At 44.7% G+C, this 20030-nt stretch carries 13 protein-coding genes; 7 read left to right on the top strand and 6 right to left on the bottom strand.

Going from position 1 to position 20030, the window contains the following annotated elements; all coding sequences use genetic code 11:
- Window positions 1-168 precede the first annotated feature (168 nt).
- Complete coding sequence (locus MHN02_RS17960) at window positions 169-1671, bottom strand: catalase (protein WP_039225577.1); 1503 nt, start codon at window positions 1669-1671, stop codon at window positions 169-171.
- Window positions 1672-1900: 229 nt separating this feature from the next.
- Between MHN02_RS17960 and MHN02_RS17955 the strand changes: the two genes are divergently transcribed.
- Window positions 1901-2572, top strand: a complete 672-nt coding sequence (locus MHN02_RS17955) for a nitroreductase (RefSeq protein WP_039225304.1) — start codon at window positions 1901-1903, stop codon at window positions 2570-2572.
- 146 nt (window positions 2573-2718) lie between these two features.
- On the opposite strand, the gene MHN02_RS17950 is transcribed toward MHN02_RS17955, so the two are convergent.
- The 4 genes from MHN02_RS17950 to MHN02_RS17935 form a co-directional block, all read right to left on the bottom strand.
- A complete protein-coding gene (locus MHN02_RS17950) occupies window positions 2719-4602 on the bottom strand; it encodes a bifunctional diguanylate cyclase/phosphodiesterase (RefSeq protein WP_239247572.1) in 1884 nt (627 codons plus the stop codon).
- A 147-nt stretch (window positions 4603-4749) separates the two neighbouring features.
- The gene (locus MHN02_RS17945) at window positions 4750-5856 is read right to left on the bottom strand and encodes an NADH:flavin oxidoreductase/NADH oxidase (RefSeq protein WP_014949897.1); all 1107 of its coding nucleotides are present in this window, start codon (window positions 5854-5856) and stop codon (window positions 4750-4752) included.
- A gap of 65 nt (window positions 5857-5921) precedes the next feature.
- Complete coding sequence (locus tag MHN02_RS17940; RefSeq protein ID WP_014949896.1) at window positions 5922-7076, bottom strand: iron-containing alcohol dehydrogenase; 1155 nt, start codon at window positions 7074-7076, stop codon at window positions 5922-5924.
- A 14-nt stretch (window positions 7077-7090) separates the two neighbouring features.
- Window positions 7091-7957: a type 1 glutamine amidotransferase domain-containing protein gene (locus MHN02_RS17935; protein WP_053103812.1), complete on the bottom strand. Its 867-nt coding sequence runs from the start codon at window positions 7955-7957 to the stop codon at window positions 7091-7093.
- 108 nt (window positions 7958-8065) lie between these two features.
- On the opposite strand from MHN02_RS17935, the gene MHN02_RS17930 reads away from it, so the two are divergent.
- Window positions 8066-8974, top strand: coding sequence for a LysR family transcriptional regulator (locus tag MHN02_RS17930; protein WP_014949894.1), 909 nt, complete (start codon window positions 8066-8068; stop codon window positions 8972-8974).
- Between the two features lie 110 nt (window positions 8975-9084).
- Here the strand turns inward: MHN02_RS17930 and MHN02_RS17925 are convergent, their stop codons facing one another.
- Window positions 9085-9489 carry a phosphate ABC transporter substrate-binding protein gene (locus MHN02_RS17925; protein WP_014949893.1) on the bottom strand — a complete coding sequence of 135 codons (405 nt, stop codon included), beginning with the start codon at window positions 9487-9489 and terminating at the stop codon, window positions 9085-9087.
- Window positions 9490-9652: 163 nt separating this feature from the next.
- On the opposite strand from MHN02_RS17925, the gene MHN02_RS17920 reads away from it, so the two are divergent.
- From MHN02_RS17920 to MHN02_RS17900, 5 genes are all read left to right on the top strand, one after another.
- Window positions 9653-9904 carry a hypothetical protein gene (locus MHN02_RS17920; RefSeq protein ID WP_014949892.1) on the top strand — a complete coding sequence of 84 codons (252 nt, stop codon included), beginning with the start codon at window positions 9653-9655 and terminating at the stop codon, window positions 9902-9904.
- 206 nt (window positions 9905-10110) lie between these two features.
- Window positions 10111-12030 (top strand): Cache 3/Cache 2 fusion domain-containing protein, encoded by a 1920-nt coding sequence (locus MHN02_RS17915; RefSeq protein WP_239247571.1) that lies wholly within the window; start codon window positions 10111-10113, stop codon window positions 12028-12030.
- A gap of 226 nt (window positions 12031-12256) precedes the next feature.
- On the top strand, window positions 12257-14905 hold the full coding sequence (locus MHN02_RS17910; RefSeq protein WP_239247570.1) for a M1 family metallopeptidase: 2649 nt from the start codon (window positions 12257-12259) through the stop codon (window positions 14903-14905).
- A 337-nt stretch (window positions 14906-15242) separates the two neighbouring features.
- Window positions 15243-19253, top strand: a complete 4011-nt coding sequence (locus MHN02_RS17905) for an ExeM/NucH family extracellular endonuclease (RefSeq protein WP_239247569.1) — start codon at window positions 15243-15245, stop codon at window positions 19251-19253.
- Between the two features lie 11 nt (window positions 19254-19264).
- Window positions 19265-19876 (top strand): PEP-CTERM sorting domain-containing protein, encoded by a 612-nt coding sequence (locus MHN02_RS17900; protein ID WP_014949888.1) that lies wholly within the window; start codon window positions 19265-19267, stop codon window positions 19874-19876.
- Window positions 19877-20030: the final 154 nt, after the last annotated feature.

The following is a 20030-nucleotide window of genomic DNA, read 5'->3' as shown; positions in this document are numbered from 1 at the left end:
TTTGTTCTAAAGTTCAATGAGCATATTTTGATGACAGAAGTCTCTTTATCATCAGTTAGATGTGTTTTAGGCAAGTATTAAAAATATGCCATGTTTGTTAAATTGTGGAGCCCAGCAGATTCCAGTAGGAAAAAACTGCTGGGCCGCGATACCTTACAACAATAGCGTTTAGCTATCTTCGATAGGGGTATTTTCAGTAATCGGTACCGTATTTACGTCGGTATCTAAGCTTTCTACCGCATTTCGTACGCCTGCGGCGTAGTCTGGATGTACCTTTTCTAGCACGGCGTACCAACGCTCTTTTACGCTATCTGAGCACGGGCCCATTGCGGCAGCGTAGTTTTTATACAGCCGTTCTTTTTGATCATCAGAAAACATCTCATACAGTTTTCGCGGCTGCACGTAGTCCACATCTGCTTCATCTTGATGATATCTATCAGCGTCTCCATCAATGCGGAGCGGAGGCTCTTTCACTGAAAAGTCAGCCACCGGACCTTCGTATTGATTGGGCTCATAGTAGGCGTCAGGGTTACCAAAATCATTGGTAAAGAAGCGCATCGCGCCGTCTTTGTGATAGTGGTTTACCTTGCTATTTTTCGGCGCGTTAGCGGGGAGTGCTTCATAGTGTGTGCCCAAACGATAGCGATGGGCATCAGCATAAGAAAATATGCGAGCCTGAAGCATTTTGTCAGGGCTAAAGCCAATACCAGGGACAACATTTGACGGACTGAATGCTGCGTTTTCTATCATTTGAAAATAGTTTTCTGGATTTCTGTTCATTTCCAGTTCACCAACTTCAATAAGCGGATAGTCATCGTGCGGCCACACCTTGGTTAGGTCGAACGGGTTATAGCTTTGCTGTCCTGCTTCCTCTTCTGGCATGGCCTGAATGTACATTGTCCATTTTGGGAAATTGCCTTCTTCAATGGCGTTATATAGCTCTTCTTGATATTTTTCCCGAGTGCTTCCAATGATTTTTTCAGACGTTTCATTGGTGTAGTTTTTAATGCCTTGTTGAGTTTTGAAATGGAACTTCACCCAATGACGCTTGCCTTCCTTATTCCACATGCTGAAAGTGTGGCTGCCATAGCCGTTCATGTGCATAGGTGACACCGGAATACCACGGTCCGACATTAAAATGGTAACTTGATGCACGCTTTCTGGCTGTGCAGCCCAAAAGTCGAACATGGCTTCTGGTGAGCGCAGGTTAGTTTTCGGATGACGTTTTTGCGTACGAATGAAGTCAGGGAACTTGTATCCGTCACGAATGAAGAAGATAGGAGTATTATTACCTACCATATCCCAGTTGCCTTGTTGTGTGTAAAACTTCAAACTAAAGCCTCGCACGTCACGCTCGGTATCAGCTGCGCCTGATTCTCCCGCTACCGTAGACCACCGGCTTAATACTTCAGTTTGTTTACCCACTTCTGAGAATAAGTCAGCGCATGTGTAATCGGTAATGTCGTGCGTGACCGTAAATGTGCCCTGTGCACCCCAGCCTTTCGCGTGAACGACACGTTCTGGAATTCGTTCGCGGTTTTGATGCGCTAACTTTTCGATTAGTTGATAATCTTGTAAGAGGGCGGGGCCGCGCTCTCCTGCTGTTTTAGTGGTTTCGTTACTTACTACGGGGGCGCCTGCCGACGTGGTTAATTGCGGTTTCTTAGCCATTATAAAACTCCTTTCGTATGCTTCTTTTGAAAGCCAAACTTCCATAAACATCATGTGTGCCTGACTCATGACATGCTTTTGCTACGCACTGCTAAATGAAAGGGTTTACAAACTTCTATATATATCTATAAAAACAAACAATCTGAATTAGGTTTGCCACCTATTGAAGAGCAAACTCGTCGTGTTTACTCTAACTTAACAAGTTCAATTACCGCGTTTAAGGAAGTGTATGAATTTTGCCGAGTTTGCAGCATCGAGAAAGAGTGTTAGAGGGTTCACTAAACAGCCTGTTACTAAGGAAACAGTAGACGCGATTATCAACGCAGCGAAGTGGGCGCCATCGTCCTATAACACGCAAACCTGGAAAATTCATGCAGTAACAGGCGACGTGCTTGATAAAATTCGTGAAGGCAACACCAAAAATACACTTGAAGGTAAACCGCACGTTCGAGACTTTCCCTACAAAGAGGACTACGAGGGGATTCACCGTCAGCGTCAAATTGATGTAGCCATACAGCTGTTCGACGTAATGGGAATAACCCGAGAAGACAAGGAAAAGCGTATGGATTGGATGATGCGCGGCTTTAGGCAGTTTGATGCGCCCGTTTCTTTGGTGCTTACCTATGACAAGGCTTTAGAGCCAGCAGGGATCACGCAGTTTGGTTTAGGGTCGCTGGCGTATGGCATCGTGCTAGCTGCATGGGACTTAGGGCTTGGTTGTGTTATCAATGGTCAGGGCATTATGCAGTCCGATGTGGTACACAAGCACGCTAACATCCCTGATGATGAGGCCATTATGATTTGCATAGCCTTGGGCTATCCAGACCCAGAGTTCGCTGCAAACGAGGTTCGATCAACTCGCGCAGACAACGAAGAGTTTGTGACGTATCACGGGTTTTAGCGTTTTTCGATTTAGGCAGATTGTTATTTTTTCAGCAAGCCAATGCTGCGATAAGCCATCGGCATGAAAACGTCCATTTGAAATATCATGAGCCTCTAAAACGGTGCCTTCACAGCGAAACATTTCCGAATTTTTAGTATAAGTGGTTACTTTGTTGGATGATTACTTAAAAATCGTTCTATCTCGGTCGCGGGGAGTGGCTTGCTCCAATAATAGCCTTGCCCCAAGTCACATCCCATTTTTATTAGCTTTTCTAAAGCGGGTTTACTTTCAATACCTTCAGCTACCGCTTTCATGCCAAGGCTGTCGGCAATGCTGATTATTGCTGCAACTAAAGGTGCGTCGTTTTCCCCGATGCCCAAAGTGTTGATAAAAATGCGGTCTATTTTGAGTTTGCGAGCGCTAAATGTCTGTAGATAATTTAAATTAGAGTAACCGGTACCAAAATCATCAATAGCAAAGTGCACGCCTAACGATTTAATGGCTTCGAGTTGTTCGCCAGTGGTGCCATTTTCATCCGCGAGTATGGTTTCAGTTAGCTCCAGCTCTAAAAATTGCGGTGCTAATTGTGAATTTTGCAATGCCTGCTCAACGACAGCGGGGAGCGTACCATCTTTGAATTGTGCAAAGGATAAGTTTACGGCAACCGTAAGATTAGTATGACCGTTCTCATGCTGTTTAGCGCAAAATTCACAAGCCTGGTTTAATACCCAAGCACCAAGAGGGATGATCAGGCCACTGCTTTCCGCTAAAGGTATGAACTTGTCGGGGAATATCATTGAGCCGTCTTTCTGAGGCCATCTCAAAAGCGCCTCTACTGCTTGAACCTTGTTAGAGGCAAGGTCTATCAACGGTTGGTAGTACACTTCGAATTCATTGGCCTGTACGGCCGGGCGCAAACGCTGAATAAGTGTGAATTTTTCATCGTTTTCTTCGTCAAAGCGCACGTCATAGTATTCGTATTTATTTCTGCCGTTGCGTTTCGCTTCGTACATGGCAATATCAGCTTTTCGGCACAGCTGTTTAAATTTAATTCCGTCATAAGGCGCTTGTGCTATACCAATTGAACCCGATACTACCACTTTGGTTTGCAGCACTTCGAATTCGTTCGAACACCACGTAATTAAGTTCTTACATAAGTCATCGATTTCAGATTTGTCTGATATTTCTGGCGCCAACACAATAAACTCATCGCCACCAAAGCGTATTAAACTTTGCTTTGTGGATAGGTGGTCGGTGATGGTTTGAGATATTTTTTGAAGAAACCGATCGCCCGCAGCATGGCCAAGAGCGTCATTCACGGGTTTAAAGTTGTCTAAGTCTATAAACAGCAGCGCGAGCTGAAGCCCTTTTTCTTCACTCTCGCGTAGCTTTTCGTTGAAAAGTCGCTCGCCCAAAATCCTATTTGGCAAGTTTGTGAGCGGATCGTGATGTGCTAAGTGCTGGATATGTGCTCTATTTTGCTCAACTTTAGACACCTCTTGCTGCAGTGACTGCATAAGCCGACGAATATCCTGTATCAAAATAAAAACGCTGAAGCCCGTAATAACGTAAATAACCATGATGAAGAGCACGTGAGACCAGCTCAAAATAGGCGGGTTTGGTGTTACTACATCTTGCATTATCAACCACGTAAGCGTAATGCACTGAAGAAGCACTAAAGATAAAACGGTGCCAAATAGGGCAATTCCACCTAATAAAGCCGCAAATATGATGACGCCAGGATAGCCAATCATGGCGATATCAAATACGCCTGCACCTGTTGTGGATAGGGCAAAGAGCATTGACGACATAGCGCCTAAAAGTAGGTAACTGCTGGTGGTAACGTAATACTTGTATGCGAGCGAGCCAGTGACGATTAATGAGAACAAGCCCAGTAAAAAGATATCAAAAGTTATGCCTCTCGCGACCAGAGACGAAGCGAAAAGCCCGAAGCCTGTTACCGCGCTTATTTGAATGACACGGCGCCTTCGGAGTGACGTTAGGTCAGCAAGCTTTGCTGATGAGGAAAAAAAATCTTTAACCTGCATTCTTCCAAATCTTGAAGGAGGTTTATAGCAACCTTAAACCTAACTTGGAAAAAAGCAAGTGCAGAGACGCAACGTTATACGTTATTGGCAAAAGACGAGGAAAAACACAGCAGTGCTCGAAAGCACTGCTGCCTGTAAAGTCAATAACTACCTTTCGTCTGATGGTGCGTAACGCTCCAACCAGTGTGCATATGGTGCAGGCATTACCCAAGATGGTTTTTCAACGCCTAGCTTTTTCGCTGCAAAATAAGACCAGTGTGGGTTAGTAAGATGCATTCTACCTACCATAACAACGTCAAGTTGTTGGTTTTCAATGGTATCATTGGCGAGCTCTGGTGTGTCTACTCCCCACGCTGTAGCAACCGGGATCCCGGCTTCATCACGTACCTTTTTAGCAATTGGAGCAAGGAAAGCCGGGCCCCAAGGAATATTCGCATCAGGTGTGTTAAAGCCAACGCTAACGCTAACGAAATCAGTACCAATTTCTTTGAACTGTTTTACAAGTTCGATAGACTCGCTCAACGTCTGTTCGTCATCACCATCGTATTCGATAACGCCAAAGCGTACGGTAAGCGGTAGGTTTTCAGGCCAAACCGCGCGCACTGCGCTCAGTGTTTCAAGTAAGAATCGACCACGGCCTTGCGCATCACCGCCGTATTCGTCGGTACGCTTATTGGCGTGCTTCGAGAAAAAGCTTTGAGCCAAATAACCGTGGGCAAAATGCAGTTCAAGCCACTCGAATCCAGCTTCAAGCGCGCGCTGGGCACCTTTCACAAAGTCACTCTTAACGCGCTCAATATCGGCTTTGGTCATTTCTGTAGGCGTAACAGGTAAGTGTGCCCCAAAGGCTTCTGCCGAAGGTCCAATAGGCTGCCACCCTTTTTCTTCACTTGGCTGAATGTGGTCATCACCTTCCCAAGGGCGGTTAGCACTCGCTTTGCGCCCGGCATGTGCAATTTGAATTCCTGCAACAGCGCCTTGGCTTTTTATCCGATCAGCAACATTTTTTAAGCCACTAACGTGTTCATCTTTCCAAATACCTAAGCAATTTGGCGTGATGCGTCCTTCTGGCGAGACGGCGGTTGCCTCAACGATAACCAATCCAGCACCGCCTCGGGCAAATGACTGGTAGTTTGCTTCATGCCACTGATTTGTAAACCCATCTTCTGCAGAGTATTGGCACATAGGAGGCACAGCAATACGATTGCGAAGCGTCACGTCTTTTAACGAAAATTGTTCAAATAATGCAGTCATATTTCTCTCTTTTTAAATAAACAAAAAAGCACTCAGCGAAGGCTGAGTGCTTTAAAACCTAGGGGTTATGCCGCGAGAGTTAGAATTTCACGGGCTTTAGCAAGGTCGATGTCACCATGCTCGCCAAGCGCTGTTAAGCCGTTGCGTTCAAGGTTCTCGATTAGCCCATCAATGGCAGACTTTTCAATGTTGTGGTCTGACAGGCGGGTTTTAACCTGCATAGTTTCAAAAAAGTCCTGAACCGCTTTTATGGTTAAGTCTATGGCCTTTTCTTTGTCATCTTCCTGAATGCCAAACACGCGCTCACCTAGCTGCAGAATTTTTTCCTGCTTTTTGTCGCGCTGCACGAACATTAACGACGGTAGAACAATTGCTAGGGTCACGGCGTGATCTAAACCGTGTAACGCAGTAAGTTCGTGACCTATCATATGTGTGCCCCAGTCTTGCGGTACACCTTTGCCGATTAATCCGTTAAGCGCCATTGTTGCTGACCACATTACGTTTGCACGCACATCGTAATCTTCAGGCGTCGCTAACGCTTTAGGACCTTCTTGAACTAAGGTTTGTAAAATTCCTTCTGCAAAGCGGTCTTGAAGCGGTGCGTTTACAGGGTAGGTAAGGTATTGCTCAATCACGTGAACAAAAGCATCAACTACGCCGTTCGATACTTGACGTGGTGGAAGTGAATAGGTGAACTCAGGATCAAGTACGGCAAAAACAGGCTGAACTGTTTCAGAAGAAAACGCGCGTTTTTGCGACGTTTCTTTTCTGTTTACTACCGAGTTACCGTTACTCTCAGACCCTGTCGCAGGTAAAGTAAGTACTGCGCCAATAGGTAATGGATTTTCAAATGCTGCACCTTTAACAAGTATGTCCCACGGATCGCCTGCAAAATTAACGGCAGCAGCTACGAATTTCGCGCCATCAATAACACTTCCACCGCCAACCGCAAGAATGAAGTTCACGTCATTTTCACGGGCGACATTCACAGCTTTCATCAGTGTTTCAAATTCTGGGTTTGGTTCAACACCCTGAAATTCAATGACTTCAGCACCTGCTAGTGCAGTCGTTACTTTATCGTAAATACCATTTTTCTTAATTGAGCCGCCACCGTAGAGGAAGAGGACTTTTGCTTGTTTCGGCAAACGTGAAGACACTTCACTTAGTTGCCCTTTGCCGAACAGAATTTCGGTTTGATTCTTAAACGTAAAATTAAGCATAGTGTTGCCTGTCCTTAATTAGATTGTGAATTTAACTGTTGTAAAAGCTTTTCAGCTAACAGTTCATCAGAAAACGGGTTTTGGCCTGTAATAAGCTCACGGTCTACTACTACATTGGGCGCCCACATTTCTTTGAATTCCATCTTGCCACCCGCTTGCGCCATGGCGTCTGCTGGGTAGTACAATAACGTTGCGTCGTTTAACGTGCTTTCAAAATAGGCCTCTTCCGGTGTGGAGAAGATTGTCATTTTGTAGCCATCATAAATCCAACTCTCAGATGAGGCTTGCTCACCGGATTTCAATGCCAGTTCAAATGCCTGCGGGTTAGATTGCCCAGAAAGTAAGGCAATTGGGCCATGGCAGATAGCGGCAGTAGGTTTTCCTTCATTGTGAAAGTGAGACAAAATTTCACCCACTTGAGGATTGTTTGCCAGGTCGATAAGCGGTGCATGACCGCCTGGAATGAATACGCCTTCAAACTCTTCCAGCCCTTGTCCAATCACTTCGCTCAATGACAGCGTGTCATCAATGCCTTCTATTGACGCTACAAACGTTTGAATGTCTCGCATTTGCGATTCGCCGCCATCAAAGTATTGCGGTATTACTGACTTTTTATCTACAGATGGCGCATTGCCTTTTGGCGTGGCCAATACCAGTTTGTAGCCTGCGTCTACCAATGCTTTTGCCGGCACACCAAACTCGTTAAGGTAATAGCCTGTAGGCTCTGTTTTGCCATCTGCAAGCTGCATTACATTTTCACTTGAAAGTAGTACAAGTATTTCGCCTTTACTGGCATTCGCAGCTTTAACGTCTGCCGCATAGGCCGACTGTGATAAACCCGCAATAATGGCGAGCGATAAAATTGATGATGCTGATTTCATGTGCAGCTCCTGTCGCATTAGAAAGTGCGTGTATCTTAGAGAGGTTGGCTTACATCGAGAAGTCAGATAAATTGTGATGAGTCATCAAAAATCTGATGGGTAGGGATTATGTCTTACTTAACACAGTTAAAAACCTTTGTAGAAGTTTATCGAAGCGGCAACATTACACGTGCTGCAGCTCGCCTTCATATGTCTCAGCCAGCGGTCACTTCTCACATACAAGCCATGGAGAATATTGTCGGTAAAGAGTTGTTCATAAGAAAAGCGAGAGGCGTTGAGCCAACGGCTATCGCTGATGACTTGGCGCTGCAGGTCGCCAGTCACATTGATACGTTAGAGCAGAAAGTGGCTTCTATTCGCAGTCGTGCTTCCACCGATCACGGCACGTTACACCTTGCAGGCCCTGCGGAGTACCTCAGTCTGGTGGCAGGTCCGGCACTCGCTAACTTGCTTCAGGCCGATAAAGTGAATTTAGTGATCCATACCGGCAACAAAAGTAATATTTATCATTTGTTGGAGAACGATGTAGCGGAGCTTGCCATTACCGCCTCTGAGCCAACTGACGCGATGTATGAATATCAGAAGTTGGATAAAGAGCGCTTAATCTTAGTGATGAACCGTGTGCAGGGAAAGTTGCTGGGAGAAAGAGAAATATCGGCAGCGCTACTCAACCAACATAAAGTAGTGACGTATGATGAACAGTTACCGCTTGTTCGGCGATACTTTTCGGAGGTATTTAATGCCGCGTGTGAGTCGCCTGTCGCGGCTGTTTGCCCTGATATAAGAGCAATAAGTAGTATTATCAAAGCGGGAATTGGTTATTCCGTTTTGCCTGACTACTTATGTAAAGAAGGTATTGCAAAAGGCGAATTGGTCGCGCTGGGCAAGCCAGGCCCAGAAAATGATGTTTATTTAGTGTGGAAAAAGGGAGCGCTTCGTCATCCTAGGGTCGACTTCGCCAAAGATGTCATAATGGCTTTTGCAAACATTAACTATCTTTCGACACTTCCTGATTGAAGCTAGACGCCTAAAAAGGGCGACGCATTTAGACAAGGCGTCGCCAATTGTTCCTAGTTTAAATAACCAGGGCTTGTTGGTCTTTGCTGAATATTAAACAACAGCAGGCCCTAAAATGTACCAACAACTTTTACCGTGCCATCAACTTTACCTTCATCCACAAAACCTATGGTATTGGGGTTGGTCGCGACGAGATTTAACATCTCATCCTCAGTTGCTATCATTTCAGGTGGTGTGCCTCTGCCAGTAAACACAAGCTTCGACCAGAATGCAGAGTATTGTGATTCAGATTTTCCAAGCACATTATTATTAAAAGCGTCTCTGATATTATTACCTTGTTCGAAGGTAAGGGGAATTGCGCGACTTCCATCGGGAAATGCTTTTACTTTTCCCAGATATATTTTCTTGACGGTATCGATATCGATCCCAGAATTGTTGTTGGCATTTATTATCACGGCTGTACCGGCATAAATCGGCGCAGACATTAAAAAGCACAGGGCTGCAACTATCTTCATTGATATTACCTTCGTTCTTAACTCGCTAACATCGAGGCAAGCATGCTAGTGGTTTGTACCCAAGGGCGACGCGCCCTCACGAAAGTATAACCGAGATTTACAATTTGTCGCATTTCGACAAAAGGTGAAATTTGAAGGATCCTAAAACGTACAAAGAGAAATTATGGCAAAACCTAATGCAAAAGGGCCGGTCAGAACCGTGCAAATTTATTGCTCCAAGTGCAAATTCCAGCTATTTAAATATCGAAAAGGCGGCAAAGGCGCGTTGGTTAAATGCTTTAAAGAGAGAATAGTTGAGGACTTTACTCATGAAGAAGGAATATGTCCTTCTTGTCACGGACAGTTTGCAAGGAATGCCTTAATTCGAGGTGCACCGGCCCTGAAAATTGTTGGCACAAAGGTGACCATGAAGTAGCACTGACTGATAATCGGTTGTTAATTGGACAACTTTTTTAAAATATAAACGTTTGGATAATTTGCTCTTACGTAATTTTTGCCTAAATTAATATAAAGGGATTGCTGCCTCAAGCCGTTGTGCTGTTTGGTAAAAAAATTTAAGGCCGAGGTTAGAAAGCGCAACGGAATGGCTTTGTATTAAACGTCTACATATCGAGATGATAAATGTCCATTCAAAGAAAGTTTCTATTTTCTATTTCTGCTGTTATCGCTTTGTTCGCTTTAATTGTTGCCGTGGCAACGGTTATCACCACTTCCTCAAATGTTTCAACCCTTGTTCAAGAGCAAAAGAAGAACACCGCCGATCGTTTAGTGAATATTCTTACTGTGACTGACTCTATCATGCTTGAACGCGTCAAAAGCAGTATGGCGTTGCTTAAACAACGAGGTGAGGCAATCGGTGAGCCTAATCAAACCGATATTGTTACCGTTAAAAATACACAGGCTCGGCAGCTTAGGTTGGGCAATGCGGAGCAAGCCAACACATTCGATTTGGTCGATAACCTGACAAGCGTAATGGGAGGCACAGCCACGCTTTTTAGTAAAACAGGAGACGACTATATTCGCGTGAGTACCAATGTCATTAAAAATGGCGAGAGGGCGATTGGCACTAAGTTGGCCCCTGATGGCAAGGCGATCAAAAAGATTAATCAGCAGGAAGCGTATTACGGTGCGGTTGATATTTTGGGTAGCCCTTATTTAACAGGTTACGAGCCAATGTTTAACAGCAGTGGTGACGTTGTGGGCATCTGGTATGTGGGATACTCAGCCGACCTTAACGTCTTAGAGCAAGCCATTAAGCAAAGTCACGTGCTAAAAGAAGGCTTTGTTGCCCTTCGTGATGCAAAAGGTAACATTCGCATGCATTCCGCACATGTGAATGATCGGCAGGTGGCCGACGCCCTTCAACCTAATGATGACTGGGTTGTAGAAGTGGTACCGTTTTCGCCTTGGGGGTACGATATTATATTAGTGGCGTCGACGTCAGAAAAATCGGCTATGGTTCGAAGCTCTGTGTTGGTTGTTGTACTTAAAATCGTATTGGCGAGCGTGGGAATTTTGATCACCATTTGGTTGCTCGTTAAGTATATTGTTGGCAAGCCACTTGAAGAATTCATTGGGGTAGTAAACAACTTGTCTTCTGGTGAGGGAGATTTAACGTTCCGTTTTCAGGCATCAAGAAGCGACGAGTTTGGCACCATGGCAAGAGCGTTTAATGGGCTTCTTAGCCAGTTACAAGACACATTGCAGAGTGTGGACGAAGCCACCGACCACATGCTAGCAAAGTCAGAAAGGTTAAATGCAACAGCGTTGCAATCCAAAGATACCGTTTCACAACTTAGCCGAGAAACGGAGTCAATTAATAACGCCATTTCATTAATGCAGCAGAATGCACAAACGGTGTCGTCAACCATTCGCAGTTCAAGTGAAGCGGCACACGCTGCCGATCAAGATACGCGAAACAGCGTAAGCGTTTTGGCGCAAACCATTAAAGACATCCAGTCTCAGGCAAGCGATGTGGACGCGTCAGTACAGGTTATCACTGAGTTGGCTCAGGCAAGTGAAGAAATTAGCGGTGTAATGGAAGTTATCAGGAATATCGCAGAGCAAACGAATCTACTTGCGCTCAATGCAGCTATTGAAGCGGCTCGCGCTGGTGAGCAGGGACGTGGCTTTGCCGTTGTCGCTGACGAAGTCCGCTCGCTAGCAAGCAGAACGCAGTCTTCCACGGAAGAAATTCGCAATATGATTGAACGCCTTCAGCAAGGTAGCCGCGTGGCTTCTGAGAAAATGCAGCAAAATAAAGAAACCGCCTATAAAACCGTGGACACCACAAAACATGCTGGCGATTCGTTAAAGCAGGCGCTTGACGCTGTTGCACGCATCACAACGTTAAACCAAGACGCTGCCACAATGGCTGAAGGACAAACAGAGGTTGCTAACGATGTGAATAAAGGGGTAAGCAGTATTCAACAGGTGGGCAATGCCAATACTACCTATGCAAAAGAAGTGGTAGATAACTGTGAAGCCTTAGTTCAGCAAGTTAAGCAAATGCAAATGCAGTTGCGACGATACCATTTCTAGAGTTGCTGGCTTATTCAATTGATTTGGCTGTCAGCAGGCAGCGAAGCAGAAACAAGATAAATCGCCAGAGTCAATGTACGCTGAAATGCACAATTCTTGCGGTTGACATGAATAGTAACAATTTGAACCAATGCCAAAAGGGCTTTAGATTGCTAAGGCCCTTTTTGATATTTATTCTTACCCATGGATGAATATAGGGATCTTCCCATAACATGGATAAACCATAATGAAACAACTATCTACACTAGCCGGTGTGGTTGCGAGTGTTTTTGCATTCACATCGCTATCGACAACGGCAGTAGTGGCGCAAGAAGCGCAAACTGCATCTGCAGTCGTATCACCCGCGAAAAAGACACTTGCTGATGTTGAATACCGCTTACCGTCAACGATCGCTCCCACTTTTCAACGTATTCACTTAAATATAGACCCTGATAACCCTACATATTCTGGAAAAACGAATATTGATGTAACGGTTAAAACCCCAACTAAGAAAGTGGGCTTTTATCAGCAAGATTTGACCGTGACTTCTGCGCGTTTAGTGTCTGGAAGCAGCAGCTTTCCTCTAAATGTTACGATTGGAGAATACGACATCAATTGGGGCGAATCGCAAGATGAGATTGCGCCTGGGAAGTATACGTTAGAGATTACGTTTGAAGGGAAAGTGAACACGTCTTCAGATGGCATGTATCTGTCACGTTTTGAAGAGACCAACTATATATTTACCCAGTTTGAAGATATGCATGCGCGAAAAGCGTTTCCAAGTTTTGATGAGCCAAACTTCAAAATTCCTTATCAAATGACCATCAGTTCTCCTGAACATCAGGAAATTGTGGGTAATACACCTGTTGAAAAGGTGACAGTGGAAAACGGGATAAAAACCGTAGTGTTTGAAAAAACTAAGCCCATGCCGACTTATCTTATTGCCTATACCGTAGGGCCTTTTGATAGTGCTGAAATTTCTGGGCTGTCGGTGCCAGGAAAAATATACGTTCCAACAGGGTATGCCGATAAAACCAAATTTGTTATCAAACACATCCCAGAAATCCTAGCCTCGCTAGAAGATTTTTTCGGTATCAAGTACCCCTATAAAAAAATGGATTTTGTTGCCGTACCCAACTTTACCCACGGTGCAATGGAAAACGTAGGTTTAATTACCTATCGCGATAGTTTGTTACTGCTAGAAGATAACCCAAGCGTCACAGAGCGTTCACGACCGCTAAATGTTATTGCGCATGAACTTGCTCACCAATGGTTTGGCAACTTGGTAACAATGGCATGGTGGGATGACCTATGGCTGAACGAAGCGTTTGCGTCTTGGGCTGCAAGCCATACCATGAAAACCTTGTATCCAGAGTTGAACTACGCCGATCGCATAGTGCAAGAGGGAGCATTTGGTGCAGATGCTAGTCCCACGGTGAAACCTGTTAAAAAGGTAGTGAAAAGTCAGCCAGATGTGATGGATGGGTTGGGCTTGAACTACTCAAAAGGTGAATCAATTTTACAAATGATTGAATCGCTAATTGGTACAGAAAAGTTTCGTGAAGGCGTTCAAAACTACATGAATACCCATGCTTGGGGTAATACCGTAGCAGACGATTTGTGGCGCGCTCTAGATGAAGTGTCCGATTTCAACTTAAGCGCCATGATGAAAGCCTACTTGGAACAGCCGGGCTACCCACTTATTCATATTTCAAAAGATGGCAAATTAACCCAGTCCCGTTTTCACCTTGCAGGCGCGACCGTGGAAGATAAGACATGGGCAGTTCCATTAAAGCTGACTTATCAATCAAACGGAAAAATACTAAACGAAGTGGTTTTTATTGATAAAGAAACCACAGTTTTACCTCAGCTTGCTGAAGCAGACTGGGTATACCCTAATGACAATGCAACAGGTTACTTCCGTTGGTCAATTGAACCAGCTCAGTTAAACGCACTGCTAAATAACATTGATGCGCTAAATAAGCGTGAAAAGAAAAATGTGCTTTACAACTACCAGGCGCTGTTAAACGCAGATCAAGTAGGTGTAGACAGCGTGATGAAGGTGCTTAATAGCTTGTCAAAAGATGATGACCCTGCGGTCATTCGTGCGGCTGTTGGCGTGTTAGCTGAGTTTAGTTATTTAGTAAATGAAGACAATAAAGCCGCATATGCAAAGCTTCTAAATCAAAATTATATGCCTTTGTTAAACAAGCTAACCTTGTCTCAAAGTGAGCAGGATAACGCAGATGTCATCCGCCTGCGTAACCAGCTATACAGCTTGCTGGGTACTCATTCGAACAATGATCAACTTGTTGAACAAAGCGTTAAAATAGCGAAACAGTACCTTGCAGATACTAGCAGTGTTCCTTCCGGTATTGCCGGTACAGCAATTGAAATTGCTACGCGAAATAGTGAACAAGGCGAGCAGGGCACATGGTTTAATACAATTGTAGAGGCTTTTAAAAAAGCACAGTTGCCAAATGTGAAAAGCACGCTGGTGTATTCGATGTACTTTGAAGACAAAGCAACCGTCTTTAAAATGTTAGATTTAGCGCTTACCGATGATATTACGCCTGCAAATACCATGTATATGGTGGTGAGAGTGGCACGTAACTTAGACGATCATACGCTATTGTACGAGTGGCTTAGTAAGAATAAAGACGCGCTACTAGCAAAAATGCCTGATTACCATGTAAGCAGAATGCCGGAATTTGTTTCAACAACCTGTTCGGCTGAAAACTTAGAAATGGCCAATGCGTTCTACGCGCCAATTAGCGAGACCTATCAAGGAATGGCACGCGGTGTCGAAATTATGCAGGACGAGTCTCAACAGTGTATGCGGCTGAAATCTGCATTTCAGGCAGACTTTAACGCCTTCTTAAACGAGCAGTTATAGGCAACAACGAAAAGGCGTTTACCCAGCGCTTTTTGTCCTAAAGTTATGATTGAAAGAGCGTCCACTAGGCGCTCTTTTTTTGTGCATAAAACTGTAACATGCACCACGGCGAGTCACTAAAATATTTCAAAGCTGAAACATTTACGCATTGTGACAAATCAACTTTCCCTGTACCAAAGTTCAGCAGAGTTAATCAATAAGTAAGTTTATTTTAAACGTCTAAGTTTCTGATTTTTAACGTTTGTGACGTTTATATTATTATTTTTATTAAGTGCTTGCTGTATATACGTATGTATAAGAATTTATACCTTCCTTATACAAAAAAGCGGAAAGCAAAATGATTCATGAGGGTAACACACAAAAGTATAAGCTGAGGAAATCAGCTAAAGTAGTCAACGCGTTGTTGGCGGGCGCATTGTCGTTAGGCGTTGTTTCTATTAATGCCTCTGCAGATACAGTATGGCAAGAGGACTTCGAAGCAAATGAACTGCAAGGCAAGGGCGCAACTGGCTCAGACCCAGCGGGAGCAATTGTTGATCTTGAAGGTGTTGATCGTTGGTCAGTAGACGTGTCAGCGAGTGAGCTAAGTGCCACTTCAGACTGGTTCCGTGTTGAAAGCGGCGCAATGCAAGCACGTGATACTGACGGTGAAGTAGTCTGGTTGAGCGAGTCTATCGATATATCTGGTGCCGGTGATATCACCATAAATGCCGTGCTTTCTCAAAGTGGAAATTTTGAGTCGACAGACTACATCGATGTATTTTACTCATTAGATGGTGGCGCATTCGAGCTTATTACGCTTTCAGAAGGGGCAACGAATACGGTACAGGAAGACTTTGGTTCTGCAACACTGACCGAAACGATAGGTAGCGGAAGCACTTTAGAACTGAAAGTAGCCATGGCTAACAACTCGGGTACCGAATATCTCAATTTAGACAGTATTTCAGTAAGTGGAAATGGAACTACCGATGGTGGGGATACTGGCGGTGACCCTGACAACGGCGGTGAACCTTCAAATGAACTTCTTTTCTTAAGTGGTACTTGTTTTAACTGCCCTGATTTGGAAGCAGTTAACCTAGCCAGCGACTTTGTTGCATCTGACTATTACGCAGCTCTCGACACAGCTATTGCAAACGGTGAAAGTGCGCAAACGTTAAAAGACACGGCGCATAACATCATTGAAAATGGTCATCGTACGCTTTCTTACTCAGAAGTGTGGACAGCACTCACTTACACTGATGAAGATCCTGCTAACACCGATAACGTTATCTTGTTCTACAAAGGCATATCACAAGGCAAGTTTACCAACGGTAGCGGTAGTCAAAGCACCAACCCAGACAATTGGAATCGCGAACATGTTTGGGCTAAGAGCCATGGTTTTCCTAGCTCAAGCCTAACGGCATACAGCGATATTCTGCACCTGCGTCCTACCGATATTTCTGTAAATAGCTCGCGCGGCAACTTAGATTTTGATTTTAGTGATAGCGTGCTTTCTGAAGCTCCGTTAAACCGAGTTGATGGTGACTCTTTTGAGCCTCGTGACGCAGTAAAAGGAGATGTAGCACGCTCAATGCTATACATGGACGTGCGTTACGATGGCAATACAGCTGGTGATACCGAAGACGACTTAGTGTTAGTAAATCGCCTTACCTCTACTAGCGAAGCCGCGTTTGGTAAGCTTTGCGTTTTGCTTCAATGGCATGAAAGTGATCCAGTGGATGATTTCGAACGTCGTCGTAACGAGCGCGTTTATGAATTCCAAGGAAACCGAAATCCGTTTATTGACAAACCTGAACTTGCTTCACTTATCTTCAACGAGAGTTGTGATGGTACAGGTGGTGATACTGGCGGTGACACGGGTGGCGATACCGGCGGCGACACAGGTGGTGATACCGGCGGTGACACAACACCTTCTACCAGCAGTATTTACATTTCAGAATACATCGAAGGCGGCGGTTTCAATAAAGGTATAGAGCTTTTCAATAGCTCGACACAACCGGTAAGTCTAGCGGGTTATGAGTTAGTTTTACTCTCCAATGGTGAGACCGCAGATGCTGACCGTAAAGTGTTAGCACTTGAAGGCACAATCCCAGCAGGTGGCGTAGCAACATTCGCTCACGGAAGTGCAGATGCACTGTTAACTGCCGGCTCAACGATTAGCAGCTTCGTGATTAATTTCAATGGCGATGACTACATTGAGCTCGTCGCTAACGGTCAGGTTGTTGATGCTCTAGGTACGTACGGCGTTAAAACTAACTGGGGTAAAGACGTTACTTTGGTACGCAAGAGTTCAGTAACAGCAGGCAATCCTAACCGCAACCCAGCGTTTACCCTTGAAGAATGGGATAGCCTACCAAAAGATACGCTTAACAATTTTGGTTCGCACAATGGATCTGTTAGCGAGCCTACGGATCCAACTGACCCGACCGACCCTACAGACCCAACTGACCCAGTTGGTGAAGTAGTCTTAATTAGCGCTATCCAAGGCGAAGGCGATACCTCGCCACTTACAGGCAATGACGTTGTTATTGAGGCAGTAGTGACTAAAGTTGTGCCGGAAATGAACGGATTCTTTATTCAAGAAGAAGCCGCCGACTCTGATGGCAATGCTGCGACGTCTGAAGGTGTATTTGCCTATTCGACAACCTTCACTGAATACCCATCTGTTGGTGATGCTGTGCGTGTTAGCGGTGCAGTGGCTGAATACAATGGCATTACAGAAATTGTACTAAGCGCCAATGCTGAAACGCTAGGTGCAGGTGCTGATATACTAACGACAAGCATTGAAATGCCATTTGACGAGAGTGTTAACCTGGAGTCACTTGAAGGTATGCAGGTTCAATTCCAGCAAACTTTGAACGTGACAGACGTTTACAATCTTGGTCGATATGGGCAATTCAACGTGTCATCAGGCCGCCTGATGATTCCTACAAACCAATATGCCGCGGGGTCAAGTGAAGCTATTGCCTTGGCTGAAGCGAATGCACGCAACACATTGTTGGTTGATGATGGCTCAAGCGCACAAAATGCTGACGATATTCCTTTCCCAGTTGGAGGTTTATCTCATGCGAATCCTCTGCGTTTAGGCGACAGTGTAGAAGGCCTGGAAGGTGTAATGCACTACGCATTTGGTGCTTATAACTTAATTCCAGTTGGCGCTCTTCAAACTGTACGCACAAACCCAAGAACAGATGTGCCCCAGTTAGACGTACAAGGCGATGTCAAAGTGGCTAGCTTTAACGTGCTTAACTACTTTAATGGTCCGAACTTCCCTACCTCTCGTGGTGCAGACTCAGAAGATGAATTTGCCCGCCAGCAAGCGAAGACAGTAGCAGCCATCGTTGCGATGGACGCAGATGTACTTGGCTTAGTAGAAATCGAAAACGATGGATACGGGAGTGATTCTGCCATTGCTTCTCTTGTAAATAGCGTAAATGCTGAACTTGGTAGTGAAGTGTATAGCTATGTAGCACTTGAATCATTACTTGGTGGTGATGAAATTGCGGTAGGTATTATTTATAAGCCTGCAACGGTTACACCACAAGGCGCAGCGGTTACTTCCTCTGATGCTCCTTTTGACTACGGTAACCGCCAGCCGCTGTTACAAACCTTTAGCGTAAATAGTAACAGCGAAGCGTTTACGCTCGCGGTAAATCATTTCAAATCAAAAGGAAGCTGTGGCAGTGCAACAGGTAATGATGCTGATTTGGGTGATGGACAAGGCTGCTGGAACGAGCTACGTACCCAAGCTGCGTTAGGGCTGACAGCGCTTGTGCAAAACAGTGAAGGTTTGTCTGACCGAGTTATCGTAATGGGTGACCTAAATGCTTATGCGAAAGAAGATCCAATTCTTGCTCTCGAAGACGCCGGTTACAGCAACTTGGTGAACCTCTTCCACGGCGAAAGTGCTTATTCTTATAGCTTCGGCGGCGAAATGGGTTACTTAGATCACGCGCTATCAAGCTCAACTTTGACTGAGTATGTGGCAGACGCAACGGTTTGGCATATCAATGCTGATGAGCCTCGTGTCTTCGACTACAACGTTGAATATAAGTCAGAAACACAGCTTTCTAGCTATTACGGAGCTGATGCTTATCGTTCGTCAGATCACGATCCAGTAATTGTTGTGCTGGATTTCCCTGAAACGAGTGAGCCGGAGCCAGTAGTTGGTGATTTTGATGGCGATAGTGACATAGACAACACCGATATTGTGGCGTTCTACACCTTGCTTCTGCAACGTCAAGCGACGGTTGAAGAGCACGACTTTAACAATGACGGCAGATTAAATATCTACGATTTATACGCGTTAATGTCTATGTGTACACGTACCGCATGTGCAGTTCAGTAGTTGGAAAGAAAATGAAAAAAATTATTTTAATGGTATTGGCAATTGCTACTTTTAATGCAAATGCCGCAATAATTGAAATCTCTACGGATAAATCAATTTATCAAGTAGGAGAAACTATCACGGCGACGGTAAGCTTTTCTAATGAAGATGCTTTTTTAGGTATCGTACCGTTTCCTCAACCGTTTGATGTATATAACACGACAATTGGTTTTAACGATTCGCTCTTGAGTTTTATTGGCGCTTCTACGTTAAATCCTTTTGGCTCAGTTAGCAGCTTGGGGAACCCAGTGTTAGAGATGTTTCTACCTCCTTTTCTACCGGGGGGAATTTTAGAGATAGGTTCACTAGCTTACTTGGAACAAATTGATTTGTTCTATCAACTGCAGACACCAGTGATTGGTTTATACACCGTGCAATTTATCGCACAGTCTGTTGGTGACATTACAATTGATGGGTTGTCAGGTTCTTACATTTTTCAAGGCTCTCAAGGGGGGCAGCTGACGCCTATACAAGTAAGTAGCGCAAGTTTCAGTATTGCAGAAGTACCTGCACCAGGTACCTTCGCGCTTTCGCTTCTGGCTTTAGGTGGTATGTTTTTCGCTCGCAAACGTGTGAAGTCATAAACCTTAATGGCTAAAAGTTTAAGCCCAGCCACGTGCTGGGCTTTTTTATTTCTATTGTCCCGTCCTAAAATACGTTGACATAAAGAGGACTTCTTTATGACAACTTCAAGTAATCAAAGACCTAAGCGCACACAGCGTGATTACACATTAGCTT

This window comes from Alteromonas sp. CNT1-28, from assembly GCF_022348345.1.
GTDB classification, from domain to species: domain Bacteria; phylum Pseudomonadota; class Gammaproteobacteria; order Enterobacterales; family Alteromonadaceae; genus Alteromonas; species Alteromonas macleodii.
This window is presented reverse-complemented; position numbering and strand designations above follow the sequence as displayed.